We start from the raw sequence: 17,073 nt of genomic DNA on the forward strand, positions 1-17,073 counted from the left end.
AAAAGGAGGCGGCATCGATCTCATGCAGTCTGTCATTTATCATATTGATGTTAATAGTGCATTTCTTTCCTGGGAAGCGGCCTACCGGATTCATCACCTGGGCGGGAGTCTGGATCTGCGTACGATTCCTTCTGCCATTTCCGGGGACGCCGCCGCAAGACATGGCATTATCCTTGCCAAAAGTCTTCCGGCAAAACGATTTGGAATCCGCACGGGAGAAACGATTTTGGAGGCAAGACAGAAATGCCCTGATTTATATATGGCACCGCCAAATTATGGACTGTACCAGAAATGTTCCGATGCTTTTCTAAAGATTTTACAGGAATATACCCCCATAGTGGAGCAGTATAGCATTGACGAGGCATTCATGGATATGACAGAGACACTCCATCTGTTCGGCCCACCTGTTGAGACGGCATTTCAGATAAAGGACCGAATAAAGAAAGAACTGGGGTTTACAGTGAATATTGGAATTTCCACAAATAAGCTGCTTGCGAAAATGGCAGGTGAGTTAGAAAAACCAGATAAGGTCCACACACTTTTTCCCGAGGAAATCCCTGGCAAAATGTGGCCCCTGCCAGTGTCAGAATTGTTTTTTGCGGGAAGGGCAACGACCAGAAAGCTTTTGAATCTGGGAATTCATACGATTGGAGAACTTGCCCAAAGTGATCCCGAACTGCTCGCGCTTCATTTAAAGAAACACGGTGAGACTATCTGGGCCTTTGCCAATGGAATCGACTGCTCCTGCGTAGAGCCGTCTCCCCCGCCACAAAAGGGATTCGGCAACTCTACGACCATCGCCTTTGATGTGTCCGACGCAGATACAGCCAGGCTCGTCCTTCTCGGGCTGGCGGAGACCGTGGGAACCAGATTGAGGGAACACCACGTCCAGGCGGAGCTTATGTCGATTGGAATAAAAAGCTATGATTTAAGCTATGCCAGCCATCAGATGATTCTCAAAAATCCGACCAACATCACCCAGGAACTTTACCACTATGCCTGTCAGCTTTTTGACCAGCTCTGGGACAAAAAGACTCCCATCCGGCACCTGGGCATCCACACAGGTCGTCTGTCAGAAAGTGGAAGTCTGCACCAGATGAGCCTGTTCGACACAACAGATTATGCAAAATTAGAACAATGGGATAAAACCGTTGATTCTATACGGAAAAGATATGGGATCGACTCAATAAAAAGGGCGGCCTTTCTCAAAATGCCGCTCGACCATATGGAGGGCGGGGTATCCCGCGAAAAACGGGAAGTCGACTATTCCCGTCTTACAATTGAATAACTAATACAACGAGAAATAAGTTGCGGCTACATTAACATAGAATTATGCAAAAGAGGAGGTGGATCATCATGGGTATGGGAATCGGAATCAATGTCCATACACCGGATGCCGGGAAGATCAGAGGACGCCAGGAACCTGTAGCCTGCGGGGTCTGGTATACAAGTACAGGGGATGCGATTCCCAAAATGATAAAATTTCAGGATGCGAATGGTGAAATCCGCACCCTGACTCATATACACGTTCTTACTTATGAAAAGAAAAATTACTGTGGTATTCCTACTGTAGAATATGAATGCAATGCTGTTGTCAGCTCCATAAAGTATCACTTCTACCTGCTGTATTATGTAGAACACCAGAAATGGACCGTGCTGTGGAAATCCGCATCCTAAATAGCAACATAATAGTCAAAGTACCAGCCTTTCCCGCCACGCTTGACACCAAATGCATTATGGTAGGATGTCTTTAAGTTCTGCTCGGCTGAATATAGGAATGGAAGTATCTTCTTTACCTCTGCCTCTTTCGTTGCTCCCACATATTCAGCCTGGTGGATCTCAAGCTTCTCCCAGAACTTAAAATTCAGGAAATAGAAATGCTCAAAGTCCCCTGTACTATGCAGACTCCGATTTTCAAAATGCATGGACTGCTCGCCCAAATGTGCATATGGATTTTCAAAATTTTCTTCGTAATACCCTAACTCAATCCCACCCTTAGAGACCATAATGGGCGGTGAAAAGAAAAACAGATACACAAGCAGTACCAGTATGATTACACCGCCAATGAGTTTCCCTCTATTCTTTTTCATAGTAGACACCTTTCTTGAAAAAAACAGTTCATCTTATATAACACAAAACTTTGTTATTCCTTCGTAAATTCTTCAAAATATGCTTCTGCTTTCTCTCTGCTTAGTGAAAACCTTTTCTGCAGCTTTCCCAGAATCTTCTCCCTGCCAAATCCTTCCTCTGTGTAATCCTGTACAAAAGCTTTGATTCCCTGTTCCACTCCATCCTGATATAGTTCCTCCAAAGCCTGACACATATTTATCCCTCCCGTCTCCTTCTTAATCTCCTTTAAGCCCTGCTCTGAACCAAGCATAGCCCTAACAGCATTGTAAGAATCATAATCAATATCACTAAAATACTCCTGGTTGAGCTCTACGTAATTCTGCAATTTCACCTTGCTTTTTCTATATTTTAGCATGCCAAAAACAATCTGTAAATCTGTTTGAAAACACTCCAGACTTTCCAGGTATCTCGGATCAATCAGATTAAATAAAATATTGTTTTTTTCCAAACATTGAATATTCGGGCGAATCTGCCCCTGGAATGAAATCTAAGATTCCATTATGAATTAAGTATAAAGAATGTTCGAAATGCACCCATATGATTTTCAGGTGAACTTACTTTAACATATAAAAACCACTTCCACAAGCGATTTAGAAAATTGTTCAGACAAATTTTATTTTTATAAGCCATAAAAAAATCAAATACAATACGGAAACAAAAACTTAAAAAGCTCACAGGAAAATGTACACTTTTTCACATTCTCCAGCGAGCTTTGCTCCTCTTACTTCTCTCTGTGATAAATCTCATGCAGCTTCTCATACAAGGGCGCCAGCTTCCCATAGATATTCTGGAAGACGTCCCGGTACAATTCATGATAGATCTGGTGCTGCTCCATATCTGGCTCGAATACATCCTTCAAATGTACCATCGCCTTCTGTGCCTCATCATAATCCTGAAATTCTCCCAGCCCTACAAATGCCGCCATCGCGCTGCCGATTCCAGTCGCCTCATAAGTCTCTGTCCGCTTTACTGGAATCCCGAACATATCCGCCGTGATCTGACAGATTTCATCACTTTGGGAACCGCCCCCGCCAAGACGGATTTCCTCAAACACATGCCCGGAACGTTTTTCCAACAGCCGCATTCCATCCATCAGAGCAAAGTTAATTCCCTCGATGATCGCACGGTAGAGATGAATCCGTGTATGCTGATCTGAAAATCCGATAATAGAACCCTTTGCCACAGGCATGGTCACATTCGGGGTGAAATATGGCTGGAACAGAAGTCCGTCACAGCCGGCCGGGATCTCCTTGAGTCGCCTGTTCAATAGCTCCTCGGCAGAAACACCGAGCCGCTTTGCCTGCTCTACCTCTTTTTCTGCAAACTCCTTCTTGAACCAGGAAATCAGCCAGTATCCTCTGTAGATCTCGATTTCAGGATTGTACCAGCCCGGAATCACAGAGGGGTACGGCGGGATAAATCTTTCCGGCTCCAGATACCTCTCTATATTAAATGTGATTGTCGCTGTCGTTCCCAGTCCAATTGCGGCCTTTTCCTTGGAAGTACAGCCAAGTCCCAGGATTTCACATGCCTTATCCGAACCCGATGCCAGGACCGGCAGACCTTCCTTCAACCCGGTATCCTCTGCTGCCTGTGCCGTAATATGCCCCAGGACTTCCCCGGATTCTTTTACCTCACAGAGTTTCTCCGGCTCCACATCAAATACCGGGCGGGTCAGGGCTCCTTTTCTCTGCCAGCCTCTGCTCTGACTGTCGATCGGCAGACGCCCCACCAGAGCCGCAGCCGCATCTGCCATGTTCCCGGTCAGCTTATAAGTCAGATATCCACTCAGAAGCAGATATTGATACGTTTTCTCCCAGATTTCCGGCTCTTTCTGCATGATCCAGTTACAGTGAGCCTTTTTATATTGTAGCTTTGCCGTCTCTTCCATCCCCACTGCCTTGAACATCATCCGGGTCACCTGAGAAAGCCGTGGGCCGCCGTCCGCTTTCCTTTTATCCAGCCAGACAATTGCAGGACGCAGTGGTACGCCCTCTTTATCCACACATACCACGGTATCGCGTATGGTCGTAATGGAGACCGCCTCGATTCGCTCCCACACTCCTTCTTCCACAGCTTTCTTTAGTTCCCGGGCGGACTGGCAGATATGCGCATAATAAAATTCTGCATCCTGCTCTGCCCAGTCCGGCTCCCGGGAGACATAGGGCGGCTCGTGCTTTTGCTGCCCCTTTCCCAGAATCTTTCCCCGGTTGTTGATCAGTAATGCGCGGGAACTCTGTGTTCCCACATCAAAGGTCAGGACAATCCTTTCCCTGTCTTCATTCATGGCATTCCCTCCATATGGATCTGCAGGTCGTGCGGTCCTTTCCCAAAAGACCCGCCCTTCCTGCAAAAGCCAGCTTTACTGAATATCCTCTCTCAAAAACCGTTTCTCCTCTTCTTTTAAATCCAGTCCAAGGGTTCCGCCTGGATTCATGTTGTATCCCGGGTCAAAATAATTCTTCAAAGCCCGAATCATTCCATATTCATTTCGCCCGATCTGTCCTTCCAGCCAAGGCGCGAACATCTTCCCGATTCCGTGATGATGGCTGAGTGCCGCACCGGATTTCTGGATGGCATCCAGAATCGTGCTGTGGTATTTTCGGAATTCTTCTGCGTCATCCATCCTTGTGATAAAGATAAAGTACAGATTTGCCCCCTGTGGATAACAGTGTGACATATGGGTCGTCACAATCGTGTTCGGCAGAGCGTGGCAGACTTTGCGCACCTCCTCATGCACCTTCCCCATATTGGACCAGTTGACGGTACACTCCAGAGTATCTGTCATGATTCCGAAATCCAGCATGGTATCCCGCAGATACGGGTCTGTAAAACGTCCCTTTTCCCAGCTTTTTGTCACAAAAGAAGTCAGACTCATTCCGCCATGTTCTTTCGCGATCCTGCGGATATTCTTTGCTACATTTTCAGAAAATCCTTTTTCCCCATCCGTGAAGCCCAGGAAAAGGCACCGCTGCATATCCATATATCCCCTTGCATCCAGAAGTTTCCACAGCGGAGTTTCATCCACATTGTAAAGCCGCAGCATCAGGTCCGTCTCCTCCGGGTCTGACAAGCGGAATACAGAAGCAAATCCTGCCTCACACTGCATCATTTCCCGTGCCGCCTCCTGTGCGGTCTTCCAATCCTTAAAAATGTAGGAGAACCGTCTTCTATTTTCCGGCATATAACGGAATACCTTCAAAGTCACTTCCGTTAAGACTCCAAATGTTCCTTCGCTTCCCATCATAATCTGGTTCAGGTTCGGTCCCGTGGCCTCGCGCGGATAATGACTGGTCTGGATATTCCCGATCGGCGTCGCATACTTCTGGGACATGACAATATCTGTGATACATCCATAGTAGGTACTGTTCTGGCCTGCCCCTCTGGTCACGACCCAGCCGCCCACACTACTGTACTCGAAGGACTGTGGGAAATGTCCGCATGTATAGGCACGCTTTGCCCCCATCAGTTTTGGTGCGTGGTTCAGGGCACGTTCCAGCTTCGGACCTGACATGCCGCTCTGCACGGTAATCGTCTGATCAGTTTCATTAAAGGAAACAATCTTGTTATACCTTTTTCGCATATCCAGTGAAATACCGCCCTTCACAGGCTCCACGCCCCGGGTCACACTGCTGCCGCCTCCATATACATAAAGCGGAATTCCAAACTTCGTACAATATGCCACGATCTCTTCAATCTGCTTCGTTGTGCCCGGATAGACTACCACATCGGGCAGATTCTCGATGATCCTCTGACGGAGCCTTGCCGCATCATATCCTGTCTTTCCATAAGCCACTGCGAGCCTGGGGTAATCCTCTGCCGTCACAAATTCCTCCCCCACGATTTTTTTCATTGCCTCGATATGTTCCTCTGCCAGATTGCAGGGCGCATCCAGTTTGACCGGGTCCATTCCGATATCCCCATCATAGGTACGGAAATCATCATCTGTCATATTGAATTTTTCCTTCATCATCTTATAAAGCGACTCTTTCGGATACTTCACATATTCTGGGTCCCCCCAGCGGAAAATCGAACGGTAGCTGTCCTTCGGTGCAGGTGTTTTCACCCAGTTCGGTTCAAAATCTTTGTATGGTTTATTGCTCATAGTTTGTAATCTCCCTTCTGACATACTTGTTTTTTATTTTTGTTCTTTCTCCCATTCCCTAAGAATATCGCTTGTAACGATCACATCCACTTGAAGCCCCAGGACATTCTCAATCACCACGTCACCTGTTCCACAGATTTTTTCTACTCTCACCTGATTGATCTGCTTCATAACATCAAAAATCCGCTCTTTCGGAATCTCCGCAGAAACACGTACCGGAATCACCGGGACCTCCGGGAATGATGTCCTCACAGTCGAACTGATCGTGCGCATGGGATGGGTCATCTCTTCGATTGCAAATGTGATACCGCGCTTACACTGATTCCCGCTGACTTCCCACTGCCCATCCTTCTTTTCCACTCTCAGACTGCATCCGTTGGGGCAGACAATACACGTCAACTCTTTCAAATGTCTCCCTCCTTTTTGATCTGAACATCTATCCGGCTTGCATCACTTAGGCCAAAGGACGTACAATTCAGCTCCAGCCGTTCCATCTCCGGCGGTTTTAAATTCCTATATTTCCTGTGAAATACTTCTTTTCCATCTACCAAAAACACGAGTGTACCCTGCTTTAATACTTCCCTGCTGCGGAAATAGAAAATCACCTTGTCAAGTCCTTCTGACAATGCCAGCTTCTGGGGAACCAGATACTGCAGAGACGCATCCGTATTAAGAGAAACCTCTCTGCGCTTTGTACTCCCCATTTTCTCAGCATATTCCGCCGCTGCCGTACCGGAGAGTTCTCCGCTTTCAGATACATAATCCACCAGGTCATTGACATGCAGCGCATTCCCACAGGAAAAGACGCCTTCTACCTCCGTCATGAACCGGTGATTGCAGACCGGACCTTTTGTCTTCGTATCCAGACGAACCCCCAGCTTTTCTGCCATTTCATTTTCCGGAATCAGGCCTACAGATAAGATTAATGTATCGCATGCAATTCTTTTTCTTGTGGATTTGATGGGCTGCATCTGCTCGTCTACTTCTGCCACCTCCACAGCGGTCAACCGCTGTTCCCCAAACACCCGTGTGACGGTATGGGACAGATAAAGCGGAATCTTGTAATCATCCAGACACTGCACAATGTTCCGGGTCAATCCTGACGGAGTGGGCTTGACTTCATAAACCCCCAGTACCTCCGCACCTTCCAAGGTCAGACGCCTTGCCATAATGAGTCCGATGTCCCCGCTTCCCAGAATCACACATTTTCTGGCCGGCATTTTCCCCTGGAGATTGACGAAATGCTGTGCCGTTCCCGCCGTCAGCACGCCCGCCGGACGTGTACCGTGGATCTGCACTTGCTTTGCGGTACGCTCCCTGCATCCCGTGGCAAGCACCAGCGCCTTAGCCTCATACTCGTGGACGCCGCTGCGGTTCACCGCTCTTAACACAAACCCGTGGTCCGTCTTCTTCATATCCGTGACAAAGGTAAGCAGACTGCTCTGAATCCTCCGCTCTCGGAACTCTTTGATAAAACGCTCCACATATTCCGGTCCCGACAGCTTTTCCCCAAAGCGTACCAGACCGAAGCCATCATGAATGCACTGTTTTAAAATTCCTCCCAGACGTGCCTCCCGCTCAATCAGGAGTACCTCTGCACCACGCCGGTCCGCAGAGATTGCGGCTGCCAGTCCTGCCGGACCGCCTCCGATCACAATGACATCATACCTGTTCATTCTGCCACCTCCTCGTCCGTGCACTTTGTATCTCCAAACAGGATTCCTGAACCTTCTCCCGCCTTGCGTACCCTCTCCTCGGGCACTTGAAGAAATTCGCTGATGATTTTCGTCACGAGCGGCATACAAAAACCGCCCTGGCATCTTCCCATTCCCGGGCGTACCCTTTTCTTGATCCCATCGATCGTGGGCACGCAGATTGGAGCGTTCAACGCATCCAGAATCTCACCCTTGCTGATTTCCTCACATCTGCATACGATTTCCCCATAATCTGGATTCTCCTGAATCAGCTTGTTCCTCTCTTCATATGAAAGCTGATTCAGAACTGGCGGTGCCTTTCTGACTGGACAAAAATTGGGATTCCTCTCCGGCTTTTTCTCCTTTTTCAGCTCGCTTATGACCATCTTCTCAATGTCCAGCGCTACAGCCGGGGCCGTAGTAAGCCCCGGCGATTGGATTCCTGCACAGTGAATCAAATTTCTGGTCTTCCGTCCCTTTTCAATGATAAAATCTTCCTCAAAGGTGGCTGGTCTTACTCCCGTAAAATATGTAATGATATCCTTCTCGCTCAATGCTTCTGCGGTCAGCTTTTGCTTTGCGAACACCGCATCGATGCTTCCTTTTTGTGTCGCAAAATTTTCCTTCTCATATGTCTCCACAGCATTTGGCCCTACAAGCAGATTATCGTGGACCGTATGCAGGATTCCGCCGCCCTTGGTATGTTTCTTATTTTTCTGAAGAGTTTTGATGGAAGCAATCCCTTTGACAAGGCTGCCTGACTTTTTATCCAAAATGGAGTTCGTCCCTCTTCTTGGATGGATGGAATAGAACCGGTCTCCTGCCATCCTCGCCACATCTTCTGCAAATACACCCGCTGCATTGACCACGATTTTCGGATAGAGGGTCCCCCTGTTCGTCTTGACCGAACAGATTCGTCCATTTTTGACCTCCATGCCAAGAACCGCTGTATTTAGAGACACCTTCGCGCCGTTCTCCACTGCATTTTCCCCGTATGCAATCGTCAATCCATAAGGGCAGACACAGCCTGCCGATGGATTGAACATGGCAAAATGAAATTTAGGGTTTAGATTCGGCTCTCTTCGAAATAGCTCTTTTCTCTTTAAAATCCTCGTATCCGTTACTTTACAGACATATCTACGCTGCCATACATAAGCCCAGATGATTGGATACATCCATTTCCCTGTGAAACCAACATACTGCCCGCACCGCTCGAACGGAACACTCAGCTCCTTGCAGACCTGGTCGAACATCCGGTTGCCCAGAAGAACATAATGCTGCTTTAGGCTCCCTTTGTTCAAATCAACGCCGGGGTGTACTTCCCCGTCGTTCCTGCCGGACGCCTGAACCGCAAGATCCGATTCTTTATCCACGAGCAGGATATCCAGCTTCCATTTGGAAAGCTCTCTGGCAATACTGGCACCGGAAATCCCGCCTCCGATAATCAACACATCCGGTGCCGCATTCTCAAGGGCATGATCCTGAAAATCGGGTGTCCGCATCTTGGGAATCCTGACGCCGTCCAGCCTGATATCATTCACAACATGCATGCCGGACTTTTTATCCACACACATCGTACATGCCGCGACAATCTTATCCCAACTGTCCAGGTGCCCGGAAACAACAATACAGCCATCCTTCACTTGGACAGAAACAGTTGGTCCGAAGCGCTCGTTGAGCCTCTTCTGAAGTGATCTTACATTCATCCAATACCTTCTTTCCCAAATAAGATATATAGAATCTATTTTCATAATATTTGAACCATATGTGTATTATACGCCAAGTTATCAGACATTACCACCTTCCAAATAAATTTTGTAAAGAAATCAGTAATATATTGTTACTGTACACTCGCAAGCTTGACACTTGCTGTCAAGCTATGCGCCAGAGCTGACAGTAGGATGGATTTCAGCCCCATGCATCGAAGATGCATTTAAAATGGGCTGAAATCGTAACTGTGCACAGAGACCTGTGAACAGTTACAACATACTTTCTCATTCAAGCAAAAGACGCTGAGAAGATATCGGGCAGCCTATATGGCTTTCCCGTATCTCTCAGCGTCTTATCCCGCACCAAAACTAAAGTGCCTCGCTAACCTGCTATTTATTTATGGAACATGGACCAGTACCCCTGGATGAAAATGAACAGAACGACAAGCGGAAGTATGTAAGATACATACATCCTAGCCCATTTTGGAAAGTGGATTCCCTCTCCTGTATTCGCCTCTTTCGTAAAGTTCTTCCAGCCCCAGCCAATTTTGCTGGTACAGAACAAAAGGTAAATCAGACTGCCGATAGGAAGAAGATTGTTGCTCACAAGGAAATCCTCCAGATCCAGGACATTCTTTCCCTCTCCCAGCGGCTGGAAACCGCTCCACAGATTGAATCCGAGGATACACGGCAGGGACAAAAGGCTGATTGCGATCAGATTGATCAGTACTGATTTCTTTCTGCTGCAACCAGTCAGATCCATGGCAAAGGAAATAATATTCTCAAATACGGCGATGATGGTGGACGCCGCCGCGAAGAACATACACAGGAAGAACAAAGTCCCCCAGATTCTTCCTCCTCCCATGGAGTTAAAGATATTCGGCAGCGTAATGAAGATCAGGCTCGGCCCGCTGTCTGGATTCACGCCGAATGCAAAACAGGCCGGGAAGATGATCAATCCCGCTACTAAGGCCACACAGGTATCCAGCACAGTGACACACACGGCCTCCCCTGTCAGGGTACGTTTCTTGTCAATATAGCTCCCGAAGATCGCGATCGCGCCAATACCCAGGCTCAGTGTAAAGAATGCCTGTCCCATGGCTGCGAATACGACATCGAATAGACCAGCTTCTTTAACTTTTGAAAAATCAGGATATAGATAGAAACGAAGTCCTTCCCCTGCCCCCTTTAATGTTGCAGAACGAACAGCCAGCACGATCATCAGCGCCAGAAGCAGAAGCATCATGACCTTTGTAATCTTCTCGACTCCTTTCTGGAGCCCCTGGCTGCAGATTCCAAAACACAGAGCTACCACGATGACCATGCAGACGGTCATCAGCACAGGCTGTGCTGTCAGTGCACCGAATTCCCCGGCGATTTCTTCCGCATTCAGTCCTTCGAACTTTCCAGCGGCCATTTTTACAAAATATAAAAGCATCCATCCTCCGATGGTGGTATAAAACATCATCAACAGATAATTCCCTGCCATTGCCCCATATTTATACCAGTGCCACTTCGTGCCTTTAGGCTCTAATCTGTCAAAGGACAGGGCTGCACTGACCTGACTTGCTCGTCCCACGGAAAACTCCATGACCATGATCGGGAGTCCCAGTATCACGAGGAAGAACAGATAAATCAGCACGAATGCCGCTCCTCCATATTGTCCCGTAATATAGGGGAATCTCCACACATTTCCCAGCCCGATGGCGCATCCCGCAGAAATCAGGATGAACCCGAGTCTGGAACCAAACTTTTCTCTTTTCATACCTTTAGAATCCTCTCTTTAAGTCTTTACTCTAAAAAAATATCTTACGTCATTGTGATTTTTCTGTCAAGCTATTCTCAAAGCTGTCCTCCGCATTGCAGAATGCATTCATCGCATTCGCGGCCATCTCAAATGTCATTCGCGCCATGAACTCTGGGTCCCTATGAGCCCCCTCCAACAGCCATGTCTTGACCAGCCCCAGGCATCCGTTCAGACAAAATGCATAAAAATATCTTAATTCCTTTTCCGATGCATGGCAGACTTCTGTCAAAAGTCCCCTGCTGTTCTCCTCTATGATATGCTGGATTTTCTGAATAAACCTGATATCCCCATTGGGACCTACCAGCGCACGGCTTATTTCACGATTTTTTGTCAATACCTCATACAGGTCCTCGATAAAATAAAAGGTCGCATGCTGCTCCTGTCCAATGGGATGCCTCTGCATTGCTTCCTGGATTTCTTCTGCCATCTCCCGCTCGATTTCTTCGAGAAGGCCTGAAATATCTTTATAATGCAGGTAAAATGTGGAACGGTTGATTCCCACCTCATCCACCAGCTCTTTCACGGTGATTCTGCTGATATCCTTCGACTGCATCAGTTTTGCCAGCCCGGTCCGAAGCTGGCTCTTTGTCTTTAATATTCTTCTGTCTACTTTCTTTTCCATCTCTTTTCCCTTAAAGCTTCATTTATTTTATCAATATCTTACCACACTTTCCTATGTACTGTCATATTGAAATATATAGAAAAATCCCGGGCCTTCACCCGGGATCATCCTCTTGTCTTTATTTATGATAGAAACTATGTCTTTTTATCGCTGCTAGAATCAGACCTGGTCCACATTCAAGGAGCGTTTCTTCGTAATCGTAACTCTCTCATCATAACAACTAAAAATCTCATCGACCATTTCCCGCTTCACCTTCGGTGTCACCAGGCTCACAACAGGAACAATAATCAGCCCTGCAACCATAGCAATCGCTCCTGCATTGATGGGGGAGCTGATATAGCTAAGAAACATATTGGAGACCGTGATGCCCACGCCTGCTATAAAGCTTGCCCATACGGCTGCACGTGTCACGCCTTTCCAGTACAGTCCATATAAGAATGGCGCCAGGAATGCTCCTGCCAAAGCCCCCCAGGAAATTCCCATGAGCTGCGCGATGAAGGTCGGTGGGTTTAAAGCAATTACCACGGAAACAACAATGAAAAAAACAATCAGAAGCTGCATCGTAATGACCTGCTTCTTTTCACTCATATTCTTCATCACGTTATCCTTTAAAAGATCCAGTGTCATCGTAGAACTGGATGTCAATACCAAGGATGAAAGTGTGGACATCGATGCAGATAACACCAATACCACTACGATTCCAATCAGAATATCTGGTAGAGTCGAGAGCATAAATGGTATGATGCTGTCATACACAACAGCTCCCGTCGCTTCATCATGAATGGCTGGACTGTCGAACAGCCTGCCAAAACCTCCCAGAAAATAGGAGCCTCCTGCAACTACTACTGCAAAAAGAGTAGAAATGACGGTTCCTGTATTAATCGCCTTCTCATCCTTTATCGCATAGAACTTATTGATCATCTGTGGCAGCCCCCATGTCCCCAGAGAAGTCAGAATCACAACACCGAGAAGATTCAGAGGGTCCGGTCCGAAAAAGGACGTAAATGCTCCCGGCTGTCCCTGTGTCAGCGGTACATCGCTTGGTATCTGTGCCATTGTCTGGACTGCATGAAGGAATCCTCCTTTTCCGCTTAATACTGCACCGATCACAACTACAATTCCTATCAGCATAATGATTCCCTGTATAAAATCATTGATCGCTGTCGCCATGTATCCTCCAAGAATCACATATACGGCAGTAAATGCAGCCATCACGATCACGCAGTATGTATAAGGGATGTTGAAAGCCATGCCAAATAATCTGGAAAGGCCATTATATACAGATGCTGTGTAAGGAATCAGGAAGATAAATACGATTACAGATGCCGTGATCTTCAAAGACTTACTGCCATAGCGCGCCCCAAAAAAGTCCGGCATCGTCTTAGAATGTAAATGTTGAGTCATTACCTTTGTCCTGCGCCCCAGCACAACCCAGGCAAGCAGGCTTCCGATGACTGCATTCCCAATCCCGATCCAGGTAGAGGCGATTCCATACTTCCACCCGAACTGTCCTGCATAACCAACAAATACTACCGCCGAAAAATAAGAAGTCCCATATGCAAATGCCGTCAGCCACGGACCTACCGAACGTCCACCAAGGACGAATCCGTCAACACTCCTCGTATGCCTCCTCGAATAAAGCCCGACACCTACCATAACCGCAAAAAATACAATCAGCAAAACCAGCTTGATTCCCATCTCTCGTCCTCATCTCCTTTTTCATTAATAATTTTACTAATTCACTTTAAAGCGTAACGCTTTAAAGCATAAAAGTATACTAACACATAAATCCCACTCCTGTCAATCTTTTCACAAAAATCATTTCACAAAAATAAAAATAATCAAATCACATAAGGGGACGAGATTATAAGAAAAAAGGAGAGAACAAAGGCCAGAATTTACCGTTCCTTTGTTTTCTCCTTTTTTCTTTTACAGATTCCAAGCCGTCCAATGCGGCTTTCAAAACAAGATATATCCAAATCTTAAGACATTTGTCCTGCAAGCTGGAAAGCGTCCTCTACTTCATCTGATCGACCCTGTCCTGAATGGTCTTATTAAAATTCTCAATCCTTCTGCAATAGGGTTCGCTCATATACTTCGAATTCAGCATAAAGTCCGCTGTTGCCAGGTTGTTCGCAATCGGAATGTCATAGACGACCGCAATTCTAAGCAGTGCCTTTACATCCGGGTCATGCGGCTGTGCCTCTAACGGATCCCACAAAAAAATCATAAAATCAATCTGTCCCTCTACAATCTTAGCACCGATCTGCTGATCACCACCAAGAGGGCCGCTGCAGTATCCTCTTACCGGAAGGCCTGTCCGCTCTGCGATCAACTTTGCAGTGGTTCCTGTTCCACATAAAAAGTGCCCTTTTAAAACATCTTTATTCTTATCGCACCAATCCACCAGCTCTTTCTTCTTGCCATCATGTGCTACCAATGCGATATGCTTTGCTTTTCCGATTTCCAAAGTTACGTAATTGTCTTCCAACATCTTCTTTCCTCCCGTAATTCTGACTATTATTATGTATGAAATGTATCAGCCCAGGCTATCACAGCTGTTCCATCGTATGGAAACGAATGGATGCCAGCAAACCGGTGGCTACTGTTACTATCATACTATAAATGAGAATAATTGGAAAGACCAAATCCATATTGATCATGAAACCTGCTATGGCTGAAACCGCTGCGCCAATCCCCAGAATCATCATCTGGATAAGAGACCGCACAAGATTCTGCCCCGTCTTACCAAGAGTATCTCCTAAAATGCACTGCGCTACCACCCTCGTGTACAATCTGTTTGCCTGGAGTACAGTATAGGTCAGGATCGCAAGGATAATCTGCAGCATGTCAAGTCTCCAGCCAATCCCGATTGGAATGCAGAAAACGCATCCGTCCACAAATGACTTAATATGCTCCATCAAAGTAGCGTACCATAATTTTTTTATCGGCTTATCTGGAATTAGGTACAGATATGGATTTTTCAGCTCATTCTCCCATTTTCCCAGATACCCGGAAAAAATAAGAGCGATATACAGGATGATTCCCATAAAAAACAACTGTGGTACACCGGATTTTCTTGCGCCTGCCTCCATGGACTTTGCCAAAATCAGAGACATACCAAGACAGAGGAGCGTCATCTTGGAAAAGATAAAGAACCGTTCCTTCTTATACTCTAATAACTGTCTGTAGAAAATCGCTTTCGCACCGGATGCTTTGAAAGACTCACTGACCTTGCGGAATTTCTTTCTCTTTTCCCCAATTCCGGTCACCATCTCTCCATCTAGCTTGCGTTTCCTCATCTCTGCATAGTCATCTGCAAACTTGGCCGCATCCTCATAGTAGCCTCCGTCAGTCTTTGTGCGCCAAGCAGCCAGAAAGGTGACCGCCACAGTAAGCAGATACAGCACCGTACAGATGATATTCACCGTATCTGCACCCAGAAGCACCAGCCTGTATGCCGCAATATTCCATCCTACAATCGGAATCATCAAAAGCCCCGGCCAGTCAATAAATGCTGATGCCGTGTCCAACGTGATTCCATATTTTTTAAAATACAGAATAATAAAAATAGTAATACCGATCAAAAATACCTTAATTCCTCTGCTGATCCATGTAATCACGTTCCGTGGAATCCGGTCATTCGTATACAAAAGCAGCATGACACTGATTTCCATACTAAGCTCCAACACGATTTCAATCAGAAACAGCAGCATGACCCTCCACGGAGCCACACCAAACACAGTCAGACCTGCGATTGCAAATACAATTCCGATAACGACGGATAACAGATAATTCATCCATGCACTGTGAAGCAGGATCAGCTTTGGACTGATTGGTGCTGGAAAAACCATATGTGTATCGGAAGGTTTAAAAATAATCCCTTTCCTGGACGCATAACTTGCAAAATTCGAGAGGAAAATGTATAACGACCAAATCGTAAGTATCACGACCAGTCCCTTCGGAGAATCAAAGTGGACCTGTCCGGCAAGCTTGGCCAGCATAACTACGAGAAAAATTCCATAAGCGGCACAGAAGATTATTAAGAGCAGACTTGCCGGTTTCTTCACTGCTCTCTTAAAATTATTGATAAACTTACGTCTCGTCAAATATAATAATGCCTTCATCTATGAATCACCATCCGTTTCCCAACTGCCAGTCATCTCAAAGAACAGGTCATCCAGATCCTTCTCTCCCGCCTCTGCCTTATTGTAAGAACCGATGATATGGCTTTTTTCCATCACGAACATGACATCCCACAGATTTTCTACCATTTCAAGCATATGGGTACTGATCAGTACTGTCACGCCCTGGTCGCGCAGCTCCTTTACCACCTCTTTCAGTTCCTTGATCGCCTTTGGATCCAGGCCGACCATCGGTTCATCTAATAGAATCACCTTTGGCTTCACTGCAAGAGCACAGCAGATGCTGACCTTCTGCATCATTCCCTTAGAAAGCTCATTGCCCAGCTTATCCTGTTTATCATCCAGATCAAAGCGTGAAAGCATCGCTTCAATCTCTTCATCTGTGACATTGCTGTTATATGCTCTGCGTATGTATTCTATATGCTCCCTCACAGTCAGCGCCTCGAACATAGATGGAATCTCGGGAACATAGGCAAAAAGACGTTTGGCTTCTAATGTCTTCGCATCAATGGCCTGAATCCCAATTCTCCCTGTATAGCGCAGCAGACCTGCAATACATTTGATGATTGTAGATTTGCCTGCCCCGTTCGGCCCTAAAAGAACACCTACCTGTCCATCCGGGATAAAAAAGTTCACCTTATCGACCGCAAGGTATTTTCCATATGATTTACTTAAATCTTGAATTTCCAGCATGATTACCCTCCTGCATATGTAGTGAATGCTTAAGCTCTTGTATTACTCGCTTAATACAAGAATACAGGTAAATCAATTCTTTGTCAATAGGGTGGGGAGCGGATATTCCAGTTTTAGAATGGTATCCTTTACGCATGTTTACATAATGATTTTGTTTTCATAAAAATA

Annotated in this window: 15 protein-coding genes; 2 read left to right on the plus strand and 13 right to left on the minus strand. The window is 46.4% G+C overall.

The genetic code is table 11. The features are described 5' to 3' along the window. The first annotated feature begins 22 nt into the window (after positions 1–22). A complete protein-coding gene (locus tag HGO97_RS09750) occupies positions 23–1,288 on the plus strand; it encodes a DNA polymerase Y family protein (RefSeq protein ID WP_216241110.1) in 1,266 nt (421 codons plus the stop codon). 68 nt (positions 1,289–1,356) lie between these two features. After that, the gene (locus HGO97_RS09755) at positions 1,357–1,677 is read left to right on the plus strand and encodes a hypothetical protein (protein WP_216241111.1); all 321 of its coding nucleotides are present in this window, start codon (positions 1,357–1,359) and stop codon (positions 1,675–1,677) included. Here the strand turns inward: HGO97_RS09755 and HGO97_RS09760 are convergent. The 13 genes from HGO97_RS09760 to HGO97_RS09820 form a co-directional block, all read right to left on the minus strand. Further along, on the minus strand, positions 1,674–2,090 hold the full coding sequence (locus HGO97_RS09760; RefSeq protein WP_216241112.1) for a hypothetical protein: 417 nt from the start codon (positions 2,088–2,090) through the stop codon (positions 1,674–1,676). The two genes, HGO97_RS09755 and HGO97_RS09760, sit on opposite strands and share 4 nt — an antisense overlap. A gap of 53 nt (positions 2,091–2,143) precedes the next feature. After that, positions 2,144–2,578 carry a hypothetical protein gene (locus HGO97_RS09765; RefSeq protein WP_216241113.1) on the minus strand — a complete coding sequence of 145 codons (435 nt, stop codon included), beginning with the start codon at positions 2,576–2,578 and terminating at the stop codon, positions 2,144–2,146. Between the two features lie 273 nt (positions 2,579–2,851). Continuing rightward, positions 2,852–4,417 (minus strand): FGGY-family carbohydrate kinase, encoded by a 1,566-nt coding sequence (locus HGO97_RS09770; RefSeq protein WP_216241114.1) that lies wholly within the window; start codon positions 4,415–4,417, stop codon positions 2,852–2,854. Positions 4,418–4,492: 75 nt separating this feature from the next. Further along, on the minus strand, positions 4,493–6,235 hold the full coding sequence (locus tag HGO97_RS09775) for an FAD-binding oxidoreductase (protein WP_216241115.1): 1,743 nt from the start codon (positions 6,233–6,235) through the stop codon (positions 4,493–4,495). A gap of 33 nt (positions 6,236–6,268) precedes the next feature. Then, entirely contained in the window at positions 6,269–6,643 is a 375-nt protein-coding gene (locus HGO97_RS09780; RefSeq protein ID WP_216241116.1) for a DUF1667 domain-containing protein, read from the minus strand. Further along, positions 6,640–7,911, minus strand: a complete 1,272-nt coding sequence (locus tag HGO97_RS09785; RefSeq protein ID WP_216241117.1) for an NAD(P)/FAD-dependent oxidoreductase — start codon at positions 7,909–7,911, stop codon at positions 6,640–6,642. The genes HGO97_RS09780 and HGO97_RS09785 overlap by 4 nt, the downstream gene beginning before the upstream one ends. Beyond that, positions 7,908–9,635, minus strand: a complete 1,728-nt coding sequence (locus HGO97_RS09790; RefSeq protein ID WP_216241118.1) for an NAD(P)/FAD-dependent oxidoreductase — start codon at positions 9,633–9,635, stop codon at positions 7,908–7,910. Before HGO97_RS09790 ends, HGO97_RS09785 begins: the two co-directional genes overlap by 4 nt. 397 nt (positions 9,636–10,032) lie before the next feature. After that, a complete protein-coding gene (locus HGO97_RS09795; RefSeq protein ID WP_216241119.1) occupies positions 10,033–11,403 on the minus strand; it encodes a sodium-dependent transporter in 1,371 nt (456 codons plus the stop codon). 49 nt (positions 11,404–11,452) lie between these two features. Further along, positions 11,453–12,067, minus strand: coding sequence for a TetR/AcrR family transcriptional regulator (locus HGO97_RS09800; RefSeq protein WP_216241120.1), 615 nt, complete (start codon positions 12,065–12,067; stop codon positions 11,453–11,455). Positions 12,068–12,226: 159 nt separating this feature from the next. Next, positions 12,227–13,765 carry a sodium:solute symporter family transporter gene (locus tag HGO97_RS09805; RefSeq protein WP_216241121.1) on the minus strand — a complete coding sequence of 513 codons (1,539 nt, stop codon included), beginning with the start codon at positions 13,763–13,765 and terminating at the stop codon, positions 12,227–12,229. 319 nt (positions 13,766–14,084) lie between these two features. Beyond that, positions 14,085–14,561: a methylglyoxal synthase gene (locus tag HGO97_RS09810; RefSeq protein WP_216241122.1), complete on the minus strand. Its 477-nt coding sequence runs from the start codon at positions 14,559–14,561 to the stop codon at positions 14,085–14,087. Between the two features lie 58 nt (positions 14,562–14,619). Next, complete coding sequence (locus HGO97_RS09815) at positions 14,620–16,194, minus strand: putative ABC exporter domain-containing protein (RefSeq protein ID WP_216241123.1); 1,575 nt, start codon at positions 16,192–16,194, stop codon at positions 14,620–14,622. After that, positions 16,195–16,905 (minus strand): ABC transporter ATP-binding protein, encoded by a 711-nt coding sequence (locus HGO97_RS09820; protein ID WP_216241124.1) that lies wholly within the window; start codon positions 16,903–16,905, stop codon positions 16,195–16,197. Positions 16,906–17,073: the final 168 nt, after the last annotated feature.

It is taken from the genome of Faecalicatena faecalis (genome assembly GCF_012524165.2).
GTDB classification, from domain to species: domain Bacteria; phylum Bacillota; class Clostridia; order Lachnospirales; family Lachnospiraceae; genus Faecalicatena_A; species Faecalicatena_A faecalis.

What these genes read in the sequence shown, in the direction of transcription:
- HGO97_RS09750 (WP_216241110.1), top strand. Translation starts at nt 23, where the DNA reads ATGCAGTCTGTCATTTATCATATTGATGTTAATAGTGCATTTCTTTCC.
- HGO97_RS09755 (WP_216241111.1), top strand. Translation starts at nt 1,357, where the DNA reads ATGGGTATGGGAATCGGAATCAATGTCCATACACCGGATGCCGGGAAG.
- HGO97_RS09760 (WP_216241112.1), bottom strand. Translation starts at nt 2,090, where the DNA reads ATGAAAAAGAATAGAGGGAAACTCATTGGCGGTGTAATCATACTGGTA.
- HGO97_RS09770 (WP_216241114.1), bottom strand. Translation starts at nt 4,417, where the DNA reads ATGAATGAAGACAGGGAAAGGATTGTCCTGACCTTTGATGTGGGAACA.
- HGO97_RS09775 (WP_216241115.1), bottom strand. Translation starts at nt 6,235, where the DNA reads ATGAGCAATAAACCATACAAAGATTTTGAACCGAACTGGGTGAAAACA.
- HGO97_RS09785 (WP_216241117.1), bottom strand. Translation starts at nt 7,911, where the DNA reads ATGAACAGGTATGATGTCATTGTGATCGGAGGCGGTCCGGCAGGACTG.
- HGO97_RS09790 (WP_216241118.1), bottom strand. Translation starts at nt 9,635, where the DNA reads ATGAATGTAAGATCACTTCAGAAGAGGCTCAACGAGCGCTTCGGACCA.
- HGO97_RS09795 (WP_216241119.1), bottom strand. Translation starts at nt 11,403, where the DNA reads ATGAAAAGAGAAAAGTTTGGTTCCAGACTCGGGTTCATCCTGATTTCT.
- HGO97_RS09800 (WP_216241120.1), bottom strand. Translation starts at nt 12,067, where the DNA reads ATGGAAAAGAAAGTAGACAGAAGAATATTAAAGACAAAGAGCCAGCTT.
- HGO97_RS09805 (WP_216241121.1), bottom strand. Translation starts at nt 13,765, where the DNA reads ATGGGAATCAAGCTGGTTTTGCTGATTGTATTTTTTGCGGTTATGGTA.
- HGO97_RS09810 (WP_216241122.1), bottom strand. Translation starts at nt 14,561, where the DNA reads ATGTTGGAAGACAATTACGTAACTTTGGAAATCGGAAAAGCAAAGCAT.
- HGO97_RS09815 (WP_216241123.1), bottom strand. Translation starts at nt 16,194, where the DNA reads ATGAAGGCATTATTATATTTGACGAGACGTAAGTTTATCAATAATTTT.
- HGO97_RS09820 (WP_216241124.1), bottom strand. Translation starts at nt 16,905, where the DNA reads ATGCTGGAAATTCAAGATTTAAGTAAATCATATGGAAAATACCTTGCG.